Annotated in this window: 12 protein-coding genes; 7 read left to right on the top strand and 5 right to left on the bottom strand. The window is 74.5% G+C overall.

The genetic code is table 11. The annotated features are described in order from the left end of the window. Positions 1–24: 24 nt before the first annotated feature. The 5 genes from ACQPW6_RS33815 to iolD are packed head-to-tail and all read left to right on the top strand — an operon-like array spanning position 25 to position 5,762. Positions 25–1,080 (top strand): Gfo/Idh/MocA family protein, encoded by a 1,056-nt coding sequence (locus ACQPW6_RS33815; protein ID WP_433893525.1) that lies wholly within the window; start codon positions 25–27, stop codon positions 1,078–1,080. Continuing rightward, positions 1,077–1,997: a TIM barrel protein gene (locus ACQPW6_RS33810; protein ID WP_433893524.1), complete on the top strand. Its 921-nt coding sequence runs from the start codon at positions 1,077–1,079 to the stop codon at positions 1,995–1,997. Before ACQPW6_RS33815 ends, ACQPW6_RS33810 begins: the two co-directional genes overlap by 4 nt. Beyond that, positions 1,994–2,974 (top strand): 5-dehydro-2-deoxygluconokinase, encoded by a 981-nt coding sequence (gene iolC / locus ACQPW6_RS33805; protein WP_433893523.1) that lies wholly within the window; start codon positions 1,994–1,996, stop codon positions 2,972–2,974. The genes ACQPW6_RS33810 and iolC overlap by 4 nt, the downstream gene beginning before the upstream one ends. Next, a complete protein-coding gene (gene iolB / locus ACQPW6_RS33800; protein ID WP_433893522.1) occupies positions 2,971–3,918 on the top strand; it encodes a 5-deoxy-glucuronate isomerase in 948 nt (315 codons plus the stop codon). The genes iolC and iolB overlap by 4 nt, the downstream gene beginning before the upstream one ends. Next, positions 3,915–5,762 (top strand): 3D-(3,5/4)-trihydroxycyclohexane-1,2-dione acylhydrolase (decyclizing), encoded by a 1,848-nt coding sequence (iolD, locus tag ACQPW6_RS33795; RefSeq protein WP_433893521.1) that lies wholly within the window; start codon positions 3,915–3,917, stop codon positions 5,760–5,762. Before iolB ends, iolD begins: the two co-directional genes overlap by 4 nt. Before the next feature lie 48 nt (positions 5,763–5,810). Here the strand turns inward: iolD and ACQPW6_RS33790 are convergent, their stop codons facing one another. From ACQPW6_RS33790 to ACQPW6_RS33770, 5 genes are all read right to left on the bottom strand, one after another. After that, positions 5,811–8,927, bottom strand: a complete 3,117-nt coding sequence (locus tag ACQPW6_RS33790) for an alpha-mannosidase (protein WP_433893520.1) — start codon at positions 8,925–8,927, stop codon at positions 5,811–5,813. Between the two features lie 83 nt (positions 8,928–9,010). Beyond that, positions 9,011–10,213, bottom strand: a complete 1,203-nt coding sequence (locus ACQPW6_RS33785; RefSeq protein ID WP_433893519.1) for a glycoside hydrolase family 76 protein — start codon at positions 10,211–10,213, stop codon at positions 9,011–9,013. Positions 10,214–10,294: 81 nt separating this feature from the next. Further along, positions 10,295–11,191 (bottom strand): carbohydrate ABC transporter permease, encoded by an 897-nt coding sequence (locus ACQPW6_RS33780; protein WP_433893518.1) that lies wholly within the window; start codon positions 11,189–11,191, stop codon positions 10,295–10,297. Positions 11,192–11,193: 2 nt separating this feature from the next. Continuing rightward, positions 11,194–12,144 (bottom strand): carbohydrate ABC transporter permease, encoded by a 951-nt coding sequence (locus tag ACQPW6_RS33775; protein WP_433893517.1) that lies wholly within the window; start codon positions 12,142–12,144, stop codon positions 11,194–11,196. Beyond that, complete coding sequence (locus ACQPW6_RS33770; protein WP_433893516.1) at positions 12,141–13,457, bottom strand: ABC transporter substrate-binding protein; 1,317 nt, start codon at positions 13,455–13,457, stop codon at positions 12,141–12,143. Before ACQPW6_RS33770 ends, ACQPW6_RS33775 begins: the two co-directional genes overlap by 4 nt. Positions 13,458–13,653: 196 nt before the next feature. Here ACQPW6_RS33770 and ACQPW6_RS33765 point away from each other — a divergent pair, with 196 nt between their 5' ends. Together ACQPW6_RS33765 and ACQPW6_RS33760 are read left to right on the top strand one after the other, a co-directional pair. Next, complete coding sequence (locus ACQPW6_RS33765) at positions 13,654–15,375, top strand: class I mannose-6-phosphate isomerase (RefSeq protein WP_433893515.1); 1,722 nt, start codon at positions 13,654–13,656, stop codon at positions 15,373–15,375. Next, on the top strand, positions 15,372–16,322 hold the full coding sequence (locus ACQPW6_RS33760) for an ROK family protein (RefSeq protein ID WP_433893514.1): 951 nt from the start codon (positions 15,372–15,374) through the stop codon (positions 16,320–16,322). Before ACQPW6_RS33765 ends, ACQPW6_RS33760 begins: the two co-directional genes overlap by 4 nt. Positions 16,323–16,388: the final 66 nt, after the last annotated feature.

Here is a 16,388-nt window from a genome sequence, read left to right as displayed (position 1 = left end):
GTCTCCTCCTCAGAAGGGGCAGGTATGCGGATCGGACTACTCGGCGCCGGCCGGATCGGCGCCTTTCACGCCGAAACGCTGGCCGCCCACCCGGACGTCGGCGAGCTGCTGGTCGCCGACGCGGATCCGGTACGGGCGCAGGGCGTGGCCGCGGACACCGGGGCCCGGGCCCTGTCGGTGGACGCGGCGCTGGAGGCCCGGCCGGACGCGGTGCTGATCGCCTCGGCCACCGCGGCGCACGCGCACCTGATCACCCGGGCCGCCGAGCAGGGGATCCCCACCTTCTGCGAGAAGCCGGTGGCGCTCGACGTGCCCGGCACCACGGCGGCACTCGACGCCGTCGCCGCGGCCGGCGGCATCCTGCAGATCGGCTTCCAGCGCCGCTTCGACCCGGCCTACCTCGCCGCCCGGCAGGCGCTGCGGGACGGCAGGCTCGGCCGGCTGCACACCGTACGCACCGTCAGCTCCGACGCCACCCCGCCGCCGGCCGCCTACGTGCCCGCGTCGGGCGGCCTGTACCGGGACTGCCTGATCCACGACTTCGACATCCTGCGCTGGGTGACCGGCCGGGAGATCACCGAGGTCTACGCGACCGGCGCCAACATCGGCGCGGACTACTTCAGGGTGGCCGGCGACGCCGACACGGCCGCCGTGCTGCTCACCCTGGACGGCGGGGTGCTGGCCACCGCGACGGCGACCCGGTACCACGCGGCGGGCTACGACGTACGGATGGAACTGGCCGGCACCGACGAGCAGTTCGGGATCGGCTTCGGCCCGCGCACCCCGCTGGCCTCGCTCGAACCCGACGCCGGTGCGCACGCGCCGCGCTCCGAGCGCTGGCCGGGGTTCCTGGCCCGGTTCGCCGACGCCTACCGGGCCGAGATCGGCGCCTTCCTGCGCGTCGCGCGCGGCGAGGCGCCCAACCCCTGCGAGGGTCAGGAGGCGCTGCGGGCGCTGCTGGTGGCCGAGGCGTGCGAGCTCTCCCGGCAGGAGCGGCGGCCGGTGCGGATGGCGGAAGTGACGGACCGCGCGCGGAGGCGGGCGGCCGGATCCAGCGGAGTGAAAGGGGTGGTGGCGTGAGCGGGACGGACGGCGCCGGAGGTGCGGGTGCCGGCGGGACGGGCGCCGGAGCTACGGGGGCCGGGCTGGTGCCGCGGGAGCGGATCGCGGCGGCGCCGATCTCCTGGGGGGTGTGCGAAGTGCCCGGCTGGGGGCACCAGTTGACGCCCGAGCGGGTACTCGACGAGCTGACCGGGCTGGGCATCGGGGCGACCGAGTTCGGGCCGGCCGGCTTCCTGCCCGGACCGCTGCTGGCGCAGGCCGGGGTGACGGCGGTCGGCGGCTTCGTACCGGTCGTGCTGCACGAGCCGGGCCACGACCCGCTGCCGGGCGTACGCGCCGCGATCGACCAGTTCACCGCGGCCGGCGCCCGCACGCTGGTCCTGGCCGCGGCCACCGGGCAGGACGGCTACGACAGCCGCCCCGAGGTCGACGCCGACGGCTGGCGGCTCCTGCTGGCCCGGCTGGACGAGATCTCCGCGATCGCCGCCGCGGCCGGTGTGACGGCGGCGCTGCACCCGCACGTCGGCACGGTGGTCGAGGGCCCCGAGGAGGTCGTCCGGGTGCTCAACGGCAGCCGGATCGGGCTGTGCCTGGACACCGGCCACATGCTGGTCGGCGGCACCGATCCGGTCGCCATCGCCCGGCAGGCCGCGTCCCGGGTCGCGCACGTCCACCTCAAGGACGTCGACCGGGCCGCCGCCACCGCCGTACTGGAGAAGCGCACCGACTACACCGCCGCGGTCACCGCGGGCCTGTACCGGCCGCTCGGCCAGGGCGACCTGGACCTGGCCGGGCTGATCGGCGCGCTGGAGTCGGCGGGCTACCGGGGCTGGTACGTGATGGAGCAGGACACCGTGCTGACCGCGGAGCCGGCGGCGGGCGAGGGCCCGGTCCGGGACGTCGGAAGGTCGCTCGACTGGCTGGCCGGCCGTTGACCACCGGCCCGGCGGCGGCCCCGCACGACGTGATCACCCTCGGCAGGGTCGGAGTCGACCTCTACCCCGAGCAGAGCGGCGTGGGCCTGGCCGAAGTGCGGTCGTTCGCCAAGTCGCTGGGCGGCACCGCGGGGAACGTGGCGGTGGCCGGCGCCCGGCTGGGGCTGCGCACCGCCGTGCTCACCGGGGTCGGCGACGATCCGTTCGGCGGCTATGTGCGTTCCGCGCTGCGGGAGTTCGCGGTGGACGACGCGCTGGTGGCCACCGTGCCGGGCACCCAGACCCCGGTGACCTTCTGCGAGTTGTTCCCGCCGGACGACTTCCCGCTGTACTTCTACCGGCGGCCGGTCGCGCCCGACCAGTGCCTGACACCGGACCACCTCGACCTGGCCGCGGTGCGGGCCGCGCGGGCGCTGTGGATCACCGGTTCCGCGCTGGCCGTCGAGCCGACCAGGTCCGCGGTCTTCGCCGCGCTGGAGGAACGGGCCGGCGCCGAGGTGTGGTTCGACCTGGACTGGCGCCCCGGCTTCTGGGCCGACACCGACGAGGCGCCCGCGCTCTACGCCCGCGCCCTGTCGTATGCCACCGTGGCCGTCGGCAACCGCGAGGAGGCGGCGGTGGCCGTCGGCAGCGACGACCCGGAGACCGCCGCCGGGCTGCTGCTGCGCCGCGGGGTGCACACCGCCATCGTCAAGCAGGGGCCGGCCGGGGCGCTGTCCCGCACCCCGCGCGGGCTGTACACGGTGCCGCCGTTCCCGGTCAAGGTCGTCAACGGCCTCGGCGCGGGCGACGCGTTCGGCGGCGCGCTGTGCGCCGGCCTGCTGGCCGGGGATCCGCCCGAGGACGTACTGCGCGCGGCCAACGCGGCGGGCGCGATCGTCGCCTCCCGGCTGGCCTGCGCCGACGCGATGCCGACCAGGGCCGAGATCGACGCGGCGCTGCGCGACGCCGATTCCCGTACGGGAGGGACGAGTTGAGCGCCGCGCACCTGCCGGCCGGCAGTACCGCGAGGGGCGGCTTCGAGCTCTGGGTGGACCCGGAGTCGGCCGGCTGGGGCTACTCGGCCTTGCGGGTGCTGGACCTGGAGCCGGGCGGGTCACGGGAGTTCGCGACCGGCGACAGCGAGTGGATCGTGCTGCCGCTGCGCGGCGGCTGCACGGTGCGGGTGGACGGCCTGACCTTCGCGCTGCACGGCCGCCAGGACGTGTTCTCCGGCGTCAGCGACTTCTGCTACCTGCCCAGGGGCTCGCGGGCGGAGCTGGCGAGCCCGGCCGGCGGCCGGTTCGCGCTCGCCGGGGCACGCTGCTCGCGGCGGCTGCCCGCGCGCTACGGCCCGGCGTCCGATGTACCGGTGGAGCTGCGCGGCGCGGGCGGGGCGAGCCGGCAGGTGAACAACTTCGCCGCCGCCGACGTCTTCGAGTGCGACCGGCTGATCGCCGTGGAGGTGCTCACCCCGGGCGGCAACTGGTCCTCGTTCCCGCCGCACAAGCACGACCAACCCGGGCCGCACGAGTCGGCGTTGGAGGAGATCTACTACTACGAGCTGGGCGGCGGCCCGGCCGCGCTCGGCTACCAGCGGGTCTACCCCTCCCCCGGCGGCGACTCCGACCTGCTGGCCGAAGTGCGCTCGGGGGACGCGGTGCTGATCCCGGACGGCTGGCACGGCCCGAGCATGGCCGTACCCGGCTACGACATGTACTACCTCAACGTGATGGCCGGGCCTGGCCCGTTGCGCGCCTGGCTGATCAGCGACGATCCGGCGCACGCGTGGGTGCGGGACAGCTGGGCGGGCCAACAGCGGGACGAGCGGCTGCCGTTGTACGAGGCGCCCGAGCAGGAGCCGCCCGGTCATGGGGCGCCCCGTCATGAGCCGCCCGGTCATGAGCCGCCCGGTCCGGCTCCGAGGAGGGAACTGCCGTGAGGCTCACCGTCGCGCAGGCGCTGGTCCGCTTCCTGTCCGTGCAGTACACCGAGCGGGACGGCGTACGGCACCGGACCGTCGCCGGCATGTGGGGCATCTTCGGCCACGGCAACGTGGCGGGCGTCGGCCAGGCGCTGCTGGAGGCCGGGCCCGGGGCCATGCCCTACCACCAGGGCCGCAACGAGCAGGCGATGGTGCACGCGGCGGTCGGCTACGCCCGGATGAAGCACCGGCTCTCGGCGATGGCCTGCACGACCTCCATCGGCCCCGGCGCGACCAACCTGGTGACGGGCGCGGCGCTGGCCACCGTCAACCGGGTGCCGGTGCTGCTGCTGCCCGGTGACGTCTTCGCCACCCGGCCCGCCGACCCGGTGCTCCAGCAGTTGGAGGTGCCGTGGGCGTACGACGTCTCGGTCAACGACTGCCTGCGGCCGGTCTCCCGCTACTTCGACCGGATCTGGCGGCCGGAGATGCTGCCCGCCTCGCTGCTCCAGGCGATGCGGGTGCTCACCGACCCCGTCGAAACGGGCGCGGTGACGCTCGCGCTGCCGCAGGACGTGCAGGCCGAGGCGTACGACTGGCCCGAGGAGCTGTTCCGGACGAGGGTCTGGCAGGTCAGGCGCCCGGCGCCGGACGCCGCCGCGGTGGCCGAGGCCGCCGGACTGCTGCGCGGCGCCCGACGGCCGCTGATCGTCGCGGGCGGCGGGGTGCGGCACTCCGAAGCGGCCCCCGCGCTCGCCGAGTTGGCCGCCGCCACCGGCATCCCGGTGGCCGAGACACAGGCGGGCAAGGGCTCGCTGCGGCACGACCACCCCCAGGCGCTCGGCGGCATCGGCCACACCGGCACCGCCCCCGCCGACACCGCGGCCCGCGCGGCCGATGTCGTCCTCGGCATCGGCACCCGGTGGACGGACTTCACCACCGCGTCCGGCACGCTCTTCGCGCCCGGCGCGCGGTTCGTCAGCCTCAACGTGGCCGGCTTCGACGCGCACAAGCAGACCGGGCTCGCGCTGACCGGTGACGCGCGGGCCGGAATCGCCGCGCTCGGCGGGGAGTTGGCGGGCTGGCGCGCCCCGGCGGTCGAGCACGGCACGGCGGGCTGGCGGGCCCTCACCGACCGGGTCTTCGGCGACGGCGAAGGCGACGGCCCGCCCACCCAGGGCGAGGTGATCGGCGCGCTGGACGCGGTGCTCGGCGACCGGGACGTGGTGATCAACGCGGCCGGCTCCATGCCCGGGGACCTGCACAAGCTGTGGCGGGCGCGGGATGTCGAGCAGTACCACGTGGAGTACGGGTACTCCTGCATGGGCTACGAGATCCCCGCCGCGATCGGGGTGCGGCTGGCCGCCCCTGACCGGGAGGTGTTCGCCCTCGTCGGCGACGGGACGTACCTGATGATGCCGACGGAGGTCGTGACGGCGGTGCAGGAGGGGCTGCCGATCAACGTGGTGATCGTGCAGAACCACGGCTACGCGTCGATCGGCGGGCTCTCACAGCAGGTGGGGGCGGAGGGGTTCGGGACGGGTTACCGCTTCCGCGAGGGCGGCCCGGACGGTGAGTTCACCGGGAAGCCGCTGCCGGTCGATCTCGCCGCGAATGCGGCGAGCCTCGGACTTGAGGTGTTCACCGCGCGCTCGGTGCGCGAGTTGCGCGAAGCGCTGGCCGCGGCGCGCCGGTCGCCGCGGGCGACCGCGGTGTACGTCGAGACCGCCGCGGACCCGGCGGGGCCGCCGCCGGAGGCGTGGTGGGACGTCCCGGTGGCCGGGGCGGCCACCCGGCCCGCTGCGGTGGCCGCGCGGGAGGCGTACGAGGCCCGACCCCGCGGGGGGCGGCCCCGGTTGTGACCCCCGGGTGGGCGGGACCGTCCGCTCCACCGCCCACCCGGGAGGACTTCAGGGGGAGGTGAAGAAGAGGACCGCTCGCGTGCTCAGGCGCGGCAGCGCCACGGTGACGGCGCCGCCGGCCGCCACGGGCAGCGGGGCGGTCTCCGCCGCCAGGTAGTCCGCCAGAGCCGCCCGGGACACCGGGAAGAGCGCGGTGACGCCGCAGTCGACCGCGACCTCCGCCATCGACTGGAGCCGCACGAGCACCTGGCCGGGCGCCGGCACTGTCAGCCCCACCACCCGCACCCGCGGATCGTCCACCGTGAGCAGCGCGTATCCGGTGTCCGGCTCGGCGACCGGATCTCCCTGCGCCCGGACGGCCAGCAGCGGCCGGCTGCCGGCCGCCGCCGTCCGCATGCCGAGCACGGGCCCGGCACCGGGCCGTGCCCCGTCCCCGACCCCGCCCGGGCCGAAGGCCACGCTGTAGCGGAAGACATGGTCGAACGCCTGCTCCGAGGGGAAGTTGGTGTCCCAGATGTTGTTGTGCACCCAGGAGAAGAGCGTGCCGGGCTCGTCCTGCGGCAGCGACTGCGGGTACGGCGCGTACGGGACGGCGATCCCGCCGATCTGGACCAGCGGCGCGTCCTGGGTGGCGACGGCCGCGACCGCCGTGCCGTCCTCGAAGCTCACCCAGCGGCGCACCGCCCGCATGTGCCCCGCCGAGCCGGGGACGACCGGCAGGCCGGTGCCGGTGACGCCGCCGGTCGCCTCCATCCGTACGGTCGGCGCGGCCATCGCGAACGGGAAGGCGAAGAAGGCGCTCTCCTTGGTGAGCGTGGCGTCCTTGGTGATCCGGTTGTCGAGGTCGATGCGGGCGCTCGCGTGCGGCAGGTGGACCCGGACCCGCAGCCGGGTGGTGCCGGCCGGGGCGCACTCGTAGACCAGGGTCTGGCCGACGGCGTCGGTGCGGCGCTCGACCAGGGCCGCGGGCGGTGCCGCGGTACGGGCGGCGAGCAGGTGCATCGAGTCGTTCGCGGTGGTCTTGCTCGACTGGTGGTTGAAGCCGCCGGCGGTGGCGTACTGGTCATAGAGGTAGCCGTTCAGGCCGAGGGCGGCGTCCTGGCGGACCAGTTCGCGGCCGGTGCGCTTGTCGACGACCGAGCCGATCCAGGCGGCGCCGAGGTCGACCGTGACCCGGAGGAAGTCGTTCTCCAGCACGGTGGGTTCGGCCGCGGCCTCGGCCGGGGCGGGTTGCTCCGCGCGGCCCGGTACGACGTCCACCCGGACCGCCCCGTGCGCGGGCACCGCCGCGAGGTGGAAGAGCAGGAACCGGCCGGCCGCCCGGTGCAGTTCGTTGGTCTGGGCCTCCTCGGTGGCCGCCAGGCGCGAGCCGTCCCGCGCGTCGCGCAGCTCGACCGGCTCGCCGAGCGGGACCGTCGCCTCGGGCAGGAACAGCCGTACGGTCTCGGAGCGCGCGAAGCCCGCGGTGTTGACGACGTAGAACCCGGCGAGCGTGCCGGCGCGGGGCGCGAGCCGGCCGCCGAGCGCCGCGCCGGCGGCGTCGAGCAGGGTGGCGGCGTCGTCGTGGGCGCGCAGCGCCTGGGCGTACTTCCAGTGCCACTGGCGCTCGCCGGAGGCGTGGCCGTGGTCGCCGTGCGTCCAGGGGTCGCCGCCGCCCCAGGTGTGCTCGTTGAACAGCGAGGCGGCCCGGTAGACGGCCGGCGCCGACGCGGTGATCCCGGCCGCGTCGGGGGCGCCGAGCACCTCGGCGTGGCCGGCGAGACTCTGCGCGCCGGCGAGTGCGGCCTGCCCGTCGCGGGTGGCCGCCAGCGGTACGGCGCCGGCGCCGACCCCGTCCACCCACCAGTCGCTCCAGTCGCCTTCGTAGGTCTCCAGCCGGTCGCCGTAGCGGGCTTCGGCGTCGCGGAAGAAGTCCTCGTTGCGCGAGGTGCGCAGGGCGGGGAAGGCCCACTGCTGGTTCCAGCGGTCGACGGTGTCGGCGATGATCCGGCGCGGTGGCGCGTTGTCCGCGAACCGGCCGAGCACCCGCAGGTGCAGCACGTCCCAGGGGTACGGCTGCCCGTCGAACTCCTCGTCCAGCACCGGGAATCCGGGGATGCCGCGCCCTTCGTGCGGGTACTGCCGGGTGGCCAGCGCGGTCAGGTAGTGCGGCAGCAGGTCGTCCACCTGGCCGTACGACTCGTCGAAGCCGAGGATCGAGCCCTCCATGTAGGCCAGGCCGTGCGGGGTGTCGGTGCGCCACACCAGGACGCTCCGGCCGCCGGGCGCCTGCCAGCGGAAGAGCCGGGGCAGCCGGTCGCCGCCGGTGTGGTGGGGCACCGCCCGGCCGGCCCAGTTGTGGGCCACCGACAGGTAGCGGATGCCGCTGTCGGCGAGGACGTCGGGCAGCCCGACGACCTGGCCCGGCACGTCGGTCTGCATGGCGGTCGCGATGTCCAGCCCGTGCTGCTCGCGCAACCGCCTTACCGGGCGCAGCAGTTCGTGCAGCTCGTCGGTCGAGCAGGTCTCGGTGTGCAGGTTGAACGGCATGGCGGTCAGCTCGATCCGGCCCTCGCGGACCCGGTCGAGGAAGGCGGCGACCTGGCGGGCCGGCCGGTTCGCCGACCAGTCCTCGTACGACAGCAGGCCCTCGACGGCCCAGCGGAACCTGGCCTCGTCGGGCAGACCGTCGGTGGCGCGGCACAGTTCGAGCAGCGAGTCGAGGTACTTGCGGCCCTCGGCGAGCACCGTGCCCTGCGGGTCGGTGTAGCCGATGTCGAGGTGGGCGTGCTGGACCAGGTGCAGCGTCCAGTGGCGCTGCGGGGTGAGCGGCGTCTCCAGCCGCTCACCGGGCGCGAGTTCGGGCAACTCCACCTGGATGGTGGTGGGTTCCGCGGTCTCCGGCACCAGCAGCCGCGCCGAGCCGCCGGGCCCGGGGACGACGTCGCAGCGCAGCGCGGCGCCGCCCGCGGTGGTGACGGCGGCCCGGGTCACCGGGCGGCCGGCCTCGACCCGTACCGACTGGAGCAGGCCGCCGCTCCCGTCATGGCGCAGCAGCGGTTCGCAGGACAGCCGGACCTGGTGGCCGCCGAGGACGCCGGCGGCCGTGACGCCGCGCTCCTTGAGCAGGGCGCGGGCGGTGTCGGAGTCCCACCAGGAGGGGCGGGCGAGGTCGGGACGGGACATGGGGTGCGGACTCCACTGGTCGTGACGGCTGGTTCTGGTGCGGGGGCCGGCGGGCGGGGACGGCAGGACCGCCCCGCCGCCGGTCAGCGGGACCGGGTGGCCAGTCCGGCGAGGATCTGGACCATTGCTGACTGCTCCAGGGTCTGCGCGGGCCCGGCGGGGTCGTAGTCGCCGCCGCCGGAGGGCTGGAAGCGGAACAGGCCGGTGGCCGCGTCCCTGTTGTGCTGCCAGGTCTGCTCGGCGTACGCCGCCGCGGCGGCGCGGTAGCGGGGATCGGGGCGCACGGCGTCGAGCCCGGCGAGGTCGGCGAAGTAGAACGCGTTGAAGACGGCCGGCTGGTCGTGCAGCCGGGTGCCCTGGGTCCAGTACGCGAGCGAGGCGTCGGCGTCCTCGACGGCCTTGCCGAGGTAGCCGCGGTCGCCGGTGTCGCGGTAGAGGGCGGTGGCCGCGCCGACCATCGCGCCCGAGTTGTACGTCCACAGCGTGGTGTTGACGGTGCCGTCGTCGTCGCGGTCGTTGTTGTAGAGCCCGGGGGCCTGCCGCAGGCAGTCCCGGTTCCAGCCGTACCAGGTCTTGGCGCTGGTGAGGAAACGGCTGTCGGGGTCGGCCTGGTAGAGCCGGGCGGCGAGTTCGGCGGCCAGGCCGGTGACGTTGGCGGCGCGGACGGTGTTGGTGGGGGTGTCCGTCCAGTCCATCCCGCCGGGGCAGGTCTTGCTCTGGTCGGTGTCCCAGCCGCGGCTGACGGTGCCGTACGCGGTCTCGGCCCGGTCCAGGTAGGTGCGGTCGCCGGTGGCGCGGTACTGGTCGAGCAGCGACAGGCCGACGACGGCGTTGTCGTCGTAGAAGACGTCGCCGTCCTGGCCGAGCGGCGCGGGCAGGTAGGAGTCGTAACCGGGCCTGCCGTCACGGGGGTTGAAGTAGAGCTGGAGCGTGTCGAAGCGCTCGGCGGCGTCCGCGGTGTACGCCTGGCCGCCGTGCGGCAGCGCGGCCATGTCCATCGCGGCCTCGGTGGCCTCGCGGAACTCCCACAGGTAGGAGTGCGGGTTGTCGGTGGCCGCCTGCGGGGTCTGCTCCGCGTACAGCCCGTGCTCGGCCGGCCCCTGGTACAGGTTCTTCTGGAGCGCGTCGTACGCGTTCCCGGCCCGGGCGGCCCAGGTCGCGGGGGTGGTGGGACGGGGATGGCCGGCGGCGGGGCGGCCGGCCGCGGTGGCCGGAGACGCCGCCAGGAAGCCGCAGACGACGGCGAGGGCGGTCGCGGCGAGCGGGAGGCGCGAGGTCGTCTTCATCGGGGAGTGCCCTTTCACGAAGGGGACGGGGTGGGGGGTGGCGCGCGGGCGGCGGCGCGGCGAACCGGCGGCCGGGGCGGCTCAGTTGAGCTTGAGGCTGCTGACGAAGAACCGCTGGGCGCAGAAGAACAGCACCACCGTCGGCAGCGACACCAGCAGCGCCCCGCCGAGCACCACCGGCGGCCCGACGCTGGAGTAGTTGCCCTGGAGTTCGGCCAGCGCGGCCATCACCGGCCGGATGTTGTCGCTGGTGGACAGGGTGATGCCGAACAGCAGGTCGTTCCAGACCGCGACGAACTGGAAGACGAACGCCGCGATCATCGCCGACACCGACAGCGGCACGTGGATCCGCCAGAAGATCCGCCACCAGGAGGCGCCGTCGATCCGGGCCGCCTCGATGACCTCCGGCGGCAGCGTCTGGGCGAAGTTGCGCATGACGAAGTACGCGAACGGCACGGCGATGGCCGCGTAGACGACGAACAGGCCGAACTGGGTGTCGTACAGGTCGGTGTTGGCATAGGCGAGGAAGAGCGGGCGCAGGAAGACCTGGAGCGGAAGCAGGGTCCCGGAGTAGATCAGCCAGAACCAGAGCGTCTTGTGCCGGACCGGCATGATGACGGTGGCGAAGGCGGCGAAGGTGGCGATCAGGGTGGCCGCGCCCGCGCTGGACACCGAGTACAGCAGGCTGTTGCCCATCGCCGGGCCCAACTCGGCCTGGTTCCACGCCTGGCGCATGTTGCCGATCAGGCCGAAGCCGCCGGACGGCCACCAGTGCGGGCCGCCGGTGTAGTGCGAGGCGGGCACCAGGGCGTTGACCAGCAGCAGCCAGGTGGGGATCGCCCACAGCACGGCGATGACGATCACGGCGGTGTTGCGGACGAGCCGGCCGGCCGTCGGGCGCCGCCTGGCCGGTGCCGGAGCGGGGGACGCCGGCGACGGCGGCGCCGGGGTGGCGGACGCGGGATTCGCGGAGGACATGGTCACGCGCCTTTCGGGGTCAACTGGCGCCGCAGGTAGAGCCAGGAGGCCAGCAGCACGATGACGGTCAGGACGACCGCGACCGCGGCGCCCGCGCCCGGCTTGAGGTCGAGGAAGGTCTCCTGGTACATCGAGACCGCGAGGGTCTCGGACTGCCGGCCCGGGCCGCCCTGGGTGAGCACCCAGATCAGGTCGAACGACTTCAGCCCGTTGACCAGGCTCGACCCGACCACGATCACCGAGACCGTGCGCAGTTGCGGCAGCACGACGTACCAGAACCGCCGCCAGCCGGCCGCGCCGTCCAGCGAGGCCGCCTCCAGCGTCTCGGGCGGGATCGTCTGCAGGCCGACCATGAAGAGGATCACCGCGACCCCGGTGGACTGCCAGGTGCTCGCCATGATCATCACCAGGGTGTTCCCCGGCCATTCGAGCAGCCAGCCCTGGGCGAAGGACCCGAGGCCGAGCGAGCGCAGCGCCTGGTTGGCGGCGCCGTCGGAGTTCAGGATGAAGTTCCACACCACGGCGACCGCCGAGCCGGAGATCGCGTACGGCAGCACCACCGCGAGCCGGGCGGCCCTGGTCCAGCCGGCGCCGTGCGTCATGACGGCGATGCCCAGGCCGAGCACCAGCGGCAGCAGCACCGAACCGGCCACCCACATCAGGGTGTTCTCGATCGACCTGGTCAGCACCGGGTCGTCGAAGAACAGCCGGTAGTTGCCGAACCCGCTGAAGGTGGAGACCCGGTGGTCGCCGAACAGGCTGCGGTAGACGGTGGCCACGAACGGCGCGAGCAGCACGGCGGCCACCAGCAGCAGGGCCGGGGCCAGGAAGCCGGCGCCGCCCAGCGCCTCGCGGATCCGGCGCCTGCGGCGGCCCGGCGGCGGTGGCGCGGCGGCCCGCCCGGAGCTCGCGGCGGAGCGCGGCAGCGGCCGGCGGTCGACGGATGTGCTCATGACTCGTCCTCGTTCCAGCTCGCCCACTCCTTGGTGGCGCGCCCGGCCATGCTGCGCAGCGTGGCCTGGGCCGACATCGCCCCGGTCATGAAGGCGCCCAGGTCGTCGGTGTTGCCCTGGATCAGGTTGGGCGGGCCCGACTCGCCGTAGCGCGGCAGCTGGGCCCAACCGTCGTGCTGCACGGTGTCCTTGATCCGGGCCACCACCGGATTGCTCACGCCCGCCTCGGGGTTGGCGGAGCTGTCCTGCAGGAAGTCGGTCCACACCTTCTGCACGCCCGGGTCGAGCCAGTGGCCGGCGTTGGCCATCGCCGCGCCGTGCGAGACCGCCTTCAGCGGCACGGCGAGCACCCCCGACTCGGTGATCACCGAGCGGCGGGTGCCGTCCTCGACCGGCGGCATCACGAACGCGTCGAAGCCGGTGCCCGGCTTCAGGCCGGCCGCGGCCAGCCCCTGCGACTGCCAGGAGCCGTGCAGGAACATCCCGACCTTGCCGGCCTTCAGCGCGGCGGCGCCGTTGTTCTGGTCGAAGTCGGCCGGGGTCATCCAGCCCTTGCGCATGAAGTCCTGCCAGATGTCCATCGCCTTGCCGGCCTGCGGGTCGGTGTAGTGCGCCTTGCCCGCGATCAGGTCGGAGTAGAAGTCCGGATCGACCTTGCTGATCAGCTCCTGGAACCACTCGTAGGCCGGCCAGTTGCCGTTCTGGGTGGCGACGAACGGCGTGGTGCCGGCCTTCTTCAGCACCTCCGCGTTGTGCAGCAGCTCGTCCCAGGTGCCGGCGGGCCGCAGGCCGTGCCGGCGGAAGAGGTCCTTGTTGTAGAAGAGGACGTAGTACGACTGGTAGAGCGGCACGCCGTAGACCTTGCCCCGGTACGACATGGAGTCCCGCAGCGAGCTGTTGACCCAGCCCTTGCGCTCGTACGCCGACCAGATCTGCGACAGGTCGGAGAGCTTGCCGCTGCGGGCCAGCTGCTTGAGCTTGTAGCCCGAGGCCCACTTGACCAGGTCGGTGGCCTTGGTGGTCTGCAACGAGATCTGGGTGACCTGGGTGTACGCGGTGGGGTTGGGATTGGACAGCGGGCGCAGCGAGTAGCCGGTGAGCTTCTTCAGCGCGGCGCCGGCCGCGATGTAGCCCGCGTCCCAGGTCGCGTTGTCGTTGGCGAGCGAGGTGGTGCCCGGCCGGGCCGCGGTGCTGTCGCCCCGTGCGCAGCCTGCCGTGACCGCGGCCGCGGCACCCGCGCCGAGTCCGGCCAGCAGGGTCCTGCGCCCGATCGGGTGGGACGGCGCCGGTGCCGGCCCGCCGGTTGATGCCATGAGTTCGCTCCTCGGAGAGGGATTGCCAGGATGTTAACGACACCGAAAGTTCAGATACAAGTGCTGCCGGGTAACTTTCCTGTTTTCCCAGCTCAAGTGCCGTCACTACGCCACCGATCCACCCCGACCTTGTGGGAAGTGAATGTTAACGATACCTTTGCCCTGGTCGTTCGCCTCTCTGCGATCAGGAGCCCCTGTGCACCAGCGCCGCCCCTACGAACTCGAACCCCGCTACCCCGCCGTCGGCGGAGCCGTCGCCTCCGGCTGGGCCGCCGCGGTCGCGGACCTCCCGGCCGCGCCCGTGGTGCTCGCCCTCGACGGGCCGGCGGCGCTGGACTGGCCGGCGGCGGTCGGCGGCCTGGCGGCGGCGCTGCGGGCGCGCGGCACCGCCGTCCGCACCCTGGACGTCCGCACCCGCTGGTCGGCGCCCGCCGTCGAGCGGCTGTGCGTGCCGGACGCCGGCGCGGACCCGTTCTTCCTGCCGCTGGCCGATTTCGAGATGGCCGACCTCTTCGCGGCCGGCTCCCGCACCGTGCCGCGGCCGGACGACGGGGTGCTGCTCGTCCACGGGCCGGGCGCCGCCCTGTGCTCAGCCGACCTGGTGTGGTGGGCCGACCTGCCCAAGCGGTACGCCGAGGAGGCCGTCGCCGCGGGCGCGCTGCCGGTCGGCACCAACCTCGGCAGGCCCGGCGGGCCCGGCGAGCTGCGCAGCCTGTTCTACACCGACTGGCCGGTCGGCGACCGGCACCGGGACGCGCTCGCCGGGCGCCTCGACCGGTGGATCGACCTCCAGGACCCCGCGGCGCCCGCCTCGCTCGACGGCGACGCGGTACGTGCCACCCTCGCCGCGCTGGCCGGCGGCCCGGTGCGCACCCGGCCGTACTTCAACTCGACCCCGTGGGGCGGCCACTGGGCCGCCGACGAGCTCGGCTTCGCGCCGCGGCACGGCAACACCGCGCTGGGCTACGAGCTGATCGCACCCGAGGCCGGCGTGCTCGTCGGCGAGGGCGGGCAGCACGGCGCCCAGGTGGAGCTGCCGTTCCAGCTGCTGTGCGTCCTGCACCCGGACGCTTTCCTCGGCCCCGAGGTGCACCGCCGGTTCGGTACGTCCTTCCCGATCCGCTTCGACTACCTCGACACCGTCGGCGGCGGCAACCTCTCGCTCCACCTGCACCCGCGCGAGACCTACATGCGCGAGGTCTTCGGCTGGCCGTACACCCAGCACGAGACGTACTACGTCACCGACAGCCGCCCCGGTTCGCGTGTCTACCTCGGTCTGCGCGAGAGTACGGACGTGGAGGCGATGCGCGAGGACGTCGAGAGGTCCGCCGAGGAGGGGGTGCCGCTGCGCGTGGAGGACCACGTCCAGTCGCACGCGGCCGAGCCCGGGCAGCTCTTCATGATCCCGGCCGGCACCCCGCACGCCTCCGGCGCCGGCAACCTGGTCCTGGAGGTCAGCGCCACGCCCTACCTGTACTCGCTGCGCTTCTACGACTGGCTGCGCCGCTCCGGCTCCGGGGTGCCGCGCCCGCTGTCGCACGCGCACGCCTTCGCCAACCTCGACACCGCGCGGCGCGGCGACGACGTGCTCAAGGAACTCGTCCAGCAGCCGCGCGTCCTGCGCGAGGGGCCCGGCTGGCGCGAGGAGGCGGTCGGCGCGCTGCCCGAGATGTTCTACGCGGTCCACCGCTTCGTCATCGACGCGGACACCCCCGCCGAGGACGACACCGACGGCCGGTTCCACATCCTCAACGTCTCCTCGGGCGACGGCGTCGTGGTGGAGACCGCCGGCGGCGTCCGGCACGACCTCGCCTTCGCCGAGACCCTGACCGTGCCGGCCTCCGTCGGCGGATACCGGCTGCGGCGGATCGGCGAGCGCCCCGTCCACGTGGTGAAGGCCCTGGTGACGCCCGCATGACCGGCACCGCACGCGTCGTACGGGGCGCTCGGCCGCCGGCGACCGCCGTGCCCGTACTGGACATCGGCGGCACCCATGTGACGGCCGCGCTGGTGGACCCGGCCGCCGCCGGGTCGCCGGTCCTGGAGGCGGTACGGCTGCCGCTCGACGCGCACGCGCCGGCCGGTGCGCTGCTCGACCGGGTCGCGGAGGCGGGGCGCGGGATCGGCGCCCCGGCGGGCGGGCGCTGGGGGGTGGCGGTGCCCGGGCCGTTCGACTACGCGGCCGGGGTCGGGCGGTTCCGCGACGTGGGCAAGTTCGACGCTCTTGACGGCGTCGACGTCGGCGCGGAACTCGCCGGACGGCTGCTGCCCCGTCCTTCCGGCCTGGTCTTCCTCAACGACGCGGACGCCTTCGCGCTCGGCGAGTACCACGCGGGCGCGGCGCGTGGCCGGCGGCGGGTGCTCGGCATCACGCTGGGAACGGGCGTCGGCACGTCGTTCCTGGACGCGGGCATGCCGGTGACGGACGGCCCCGAGGTGCCGCCGGACGGGCGGGCGCACCTGCTGTCCGTGGACGGGGTGCCGCTGGAGGAGGTCGTGTCGCGGCGGGCGATCCTGGCGCGGTACGCGGCGGGTGCCGCGGAGGCGGTCGACGTCCGGGAGATCGCGGGGCGCGCGCGGGCCGGCGAGCGGCGGGCCGCCGCCACCCTCGCGCACTGCTTCGGGGCGCTCGGGCGGGCGCTGGCGCCGTGGTGCGAACGGTTCCGCCCGCAGGTCGTGGTGGTGGGCGGCTCGATGACTGCGTCCTGGGACCTGATCGGGCCCGCGCTGCGTACCGGACTCGCCGCCGGCGGGGAACCGGAGGGCCGATGGGAGCTGCGCCCGGCGGCCCGGCCGGCGGACGCGCCGCTGGCCGGGGCCGCGCACTGGGCACTGCGGGCGGCGCGGCAGCCGGCACTAGAATGACGGCACCTTCCGGCGCGGGGCCCGAGCGCGCCGAGTTGACGGCGGGACAGCCGCCGAAGCCGGCGA

This window comes from Streptomyces sp. CA-111067, assembly GCF_050956065.1.
Taxonomy (GTDB): domain Bacteria; phylum Actinomycetota; class Actinomycetes; order Streptomycetales; family Streptomycetaceae; genus Actinacidiphila.
This window is presented reverse-complemented; position numbering and strand designations above follow the sequence as displayed.

Bases quoted from the DNA above. Each gene is read 5' to 3' on its own strand.
- ACQPW6_RS33815 (WP_433893525.1), top strand. From the start codon at position 25: ATGCGGATCGGACTACTCGGCGCCGGCCGGATCGGCGCCTTTCACGCC.
- ACQPW6_RS33790 (WP_433893520.1), bottom strand. From the start codon at position 8,927: ATGTCCCGTCCCGACCTCGCCCGCCCCTCCTGGTGGGACTCCGACACC.
- ACQPW6_RS33785 (WP_433893519.1), bottom strand. From the start codon at position 10,213: ATGAAGACGACCTCGCGCCTCCCGCTCGCCGCGACCGCCCTCGCCGTC.
- ACQPW6_RS33780 (WP_433893518.1), bottom strand. From the start codon at position 11,191: ATGTCCTCCGCGAATCCCGCGTCCGCCACCCCGGCGCCGCCGTCGCCG.
- ACQPW6_RS33775 (WP_433893517.1), bottom strand. From the start codon at position 12,144: ATGAGCACATCCGTCGACCGCCGGCCGCTGCCGCGCTCCGCCGCGAGC.
- ACQPW6_RS33770 (WP_433893516.1), bottom strand. From the start codon at position 13,457: ATGGCATCAACCGGCGGGCCGGCACCGGCGCCGTCCCACCCGATCGGG.
- ACQPW6_RS33760 (WP_433893514.1), top strand. From the start codon at position 15,372: ATGACCGGCACCGCACGCGTCGTACGGGGCGCTCGGCCGCCGGCGACC.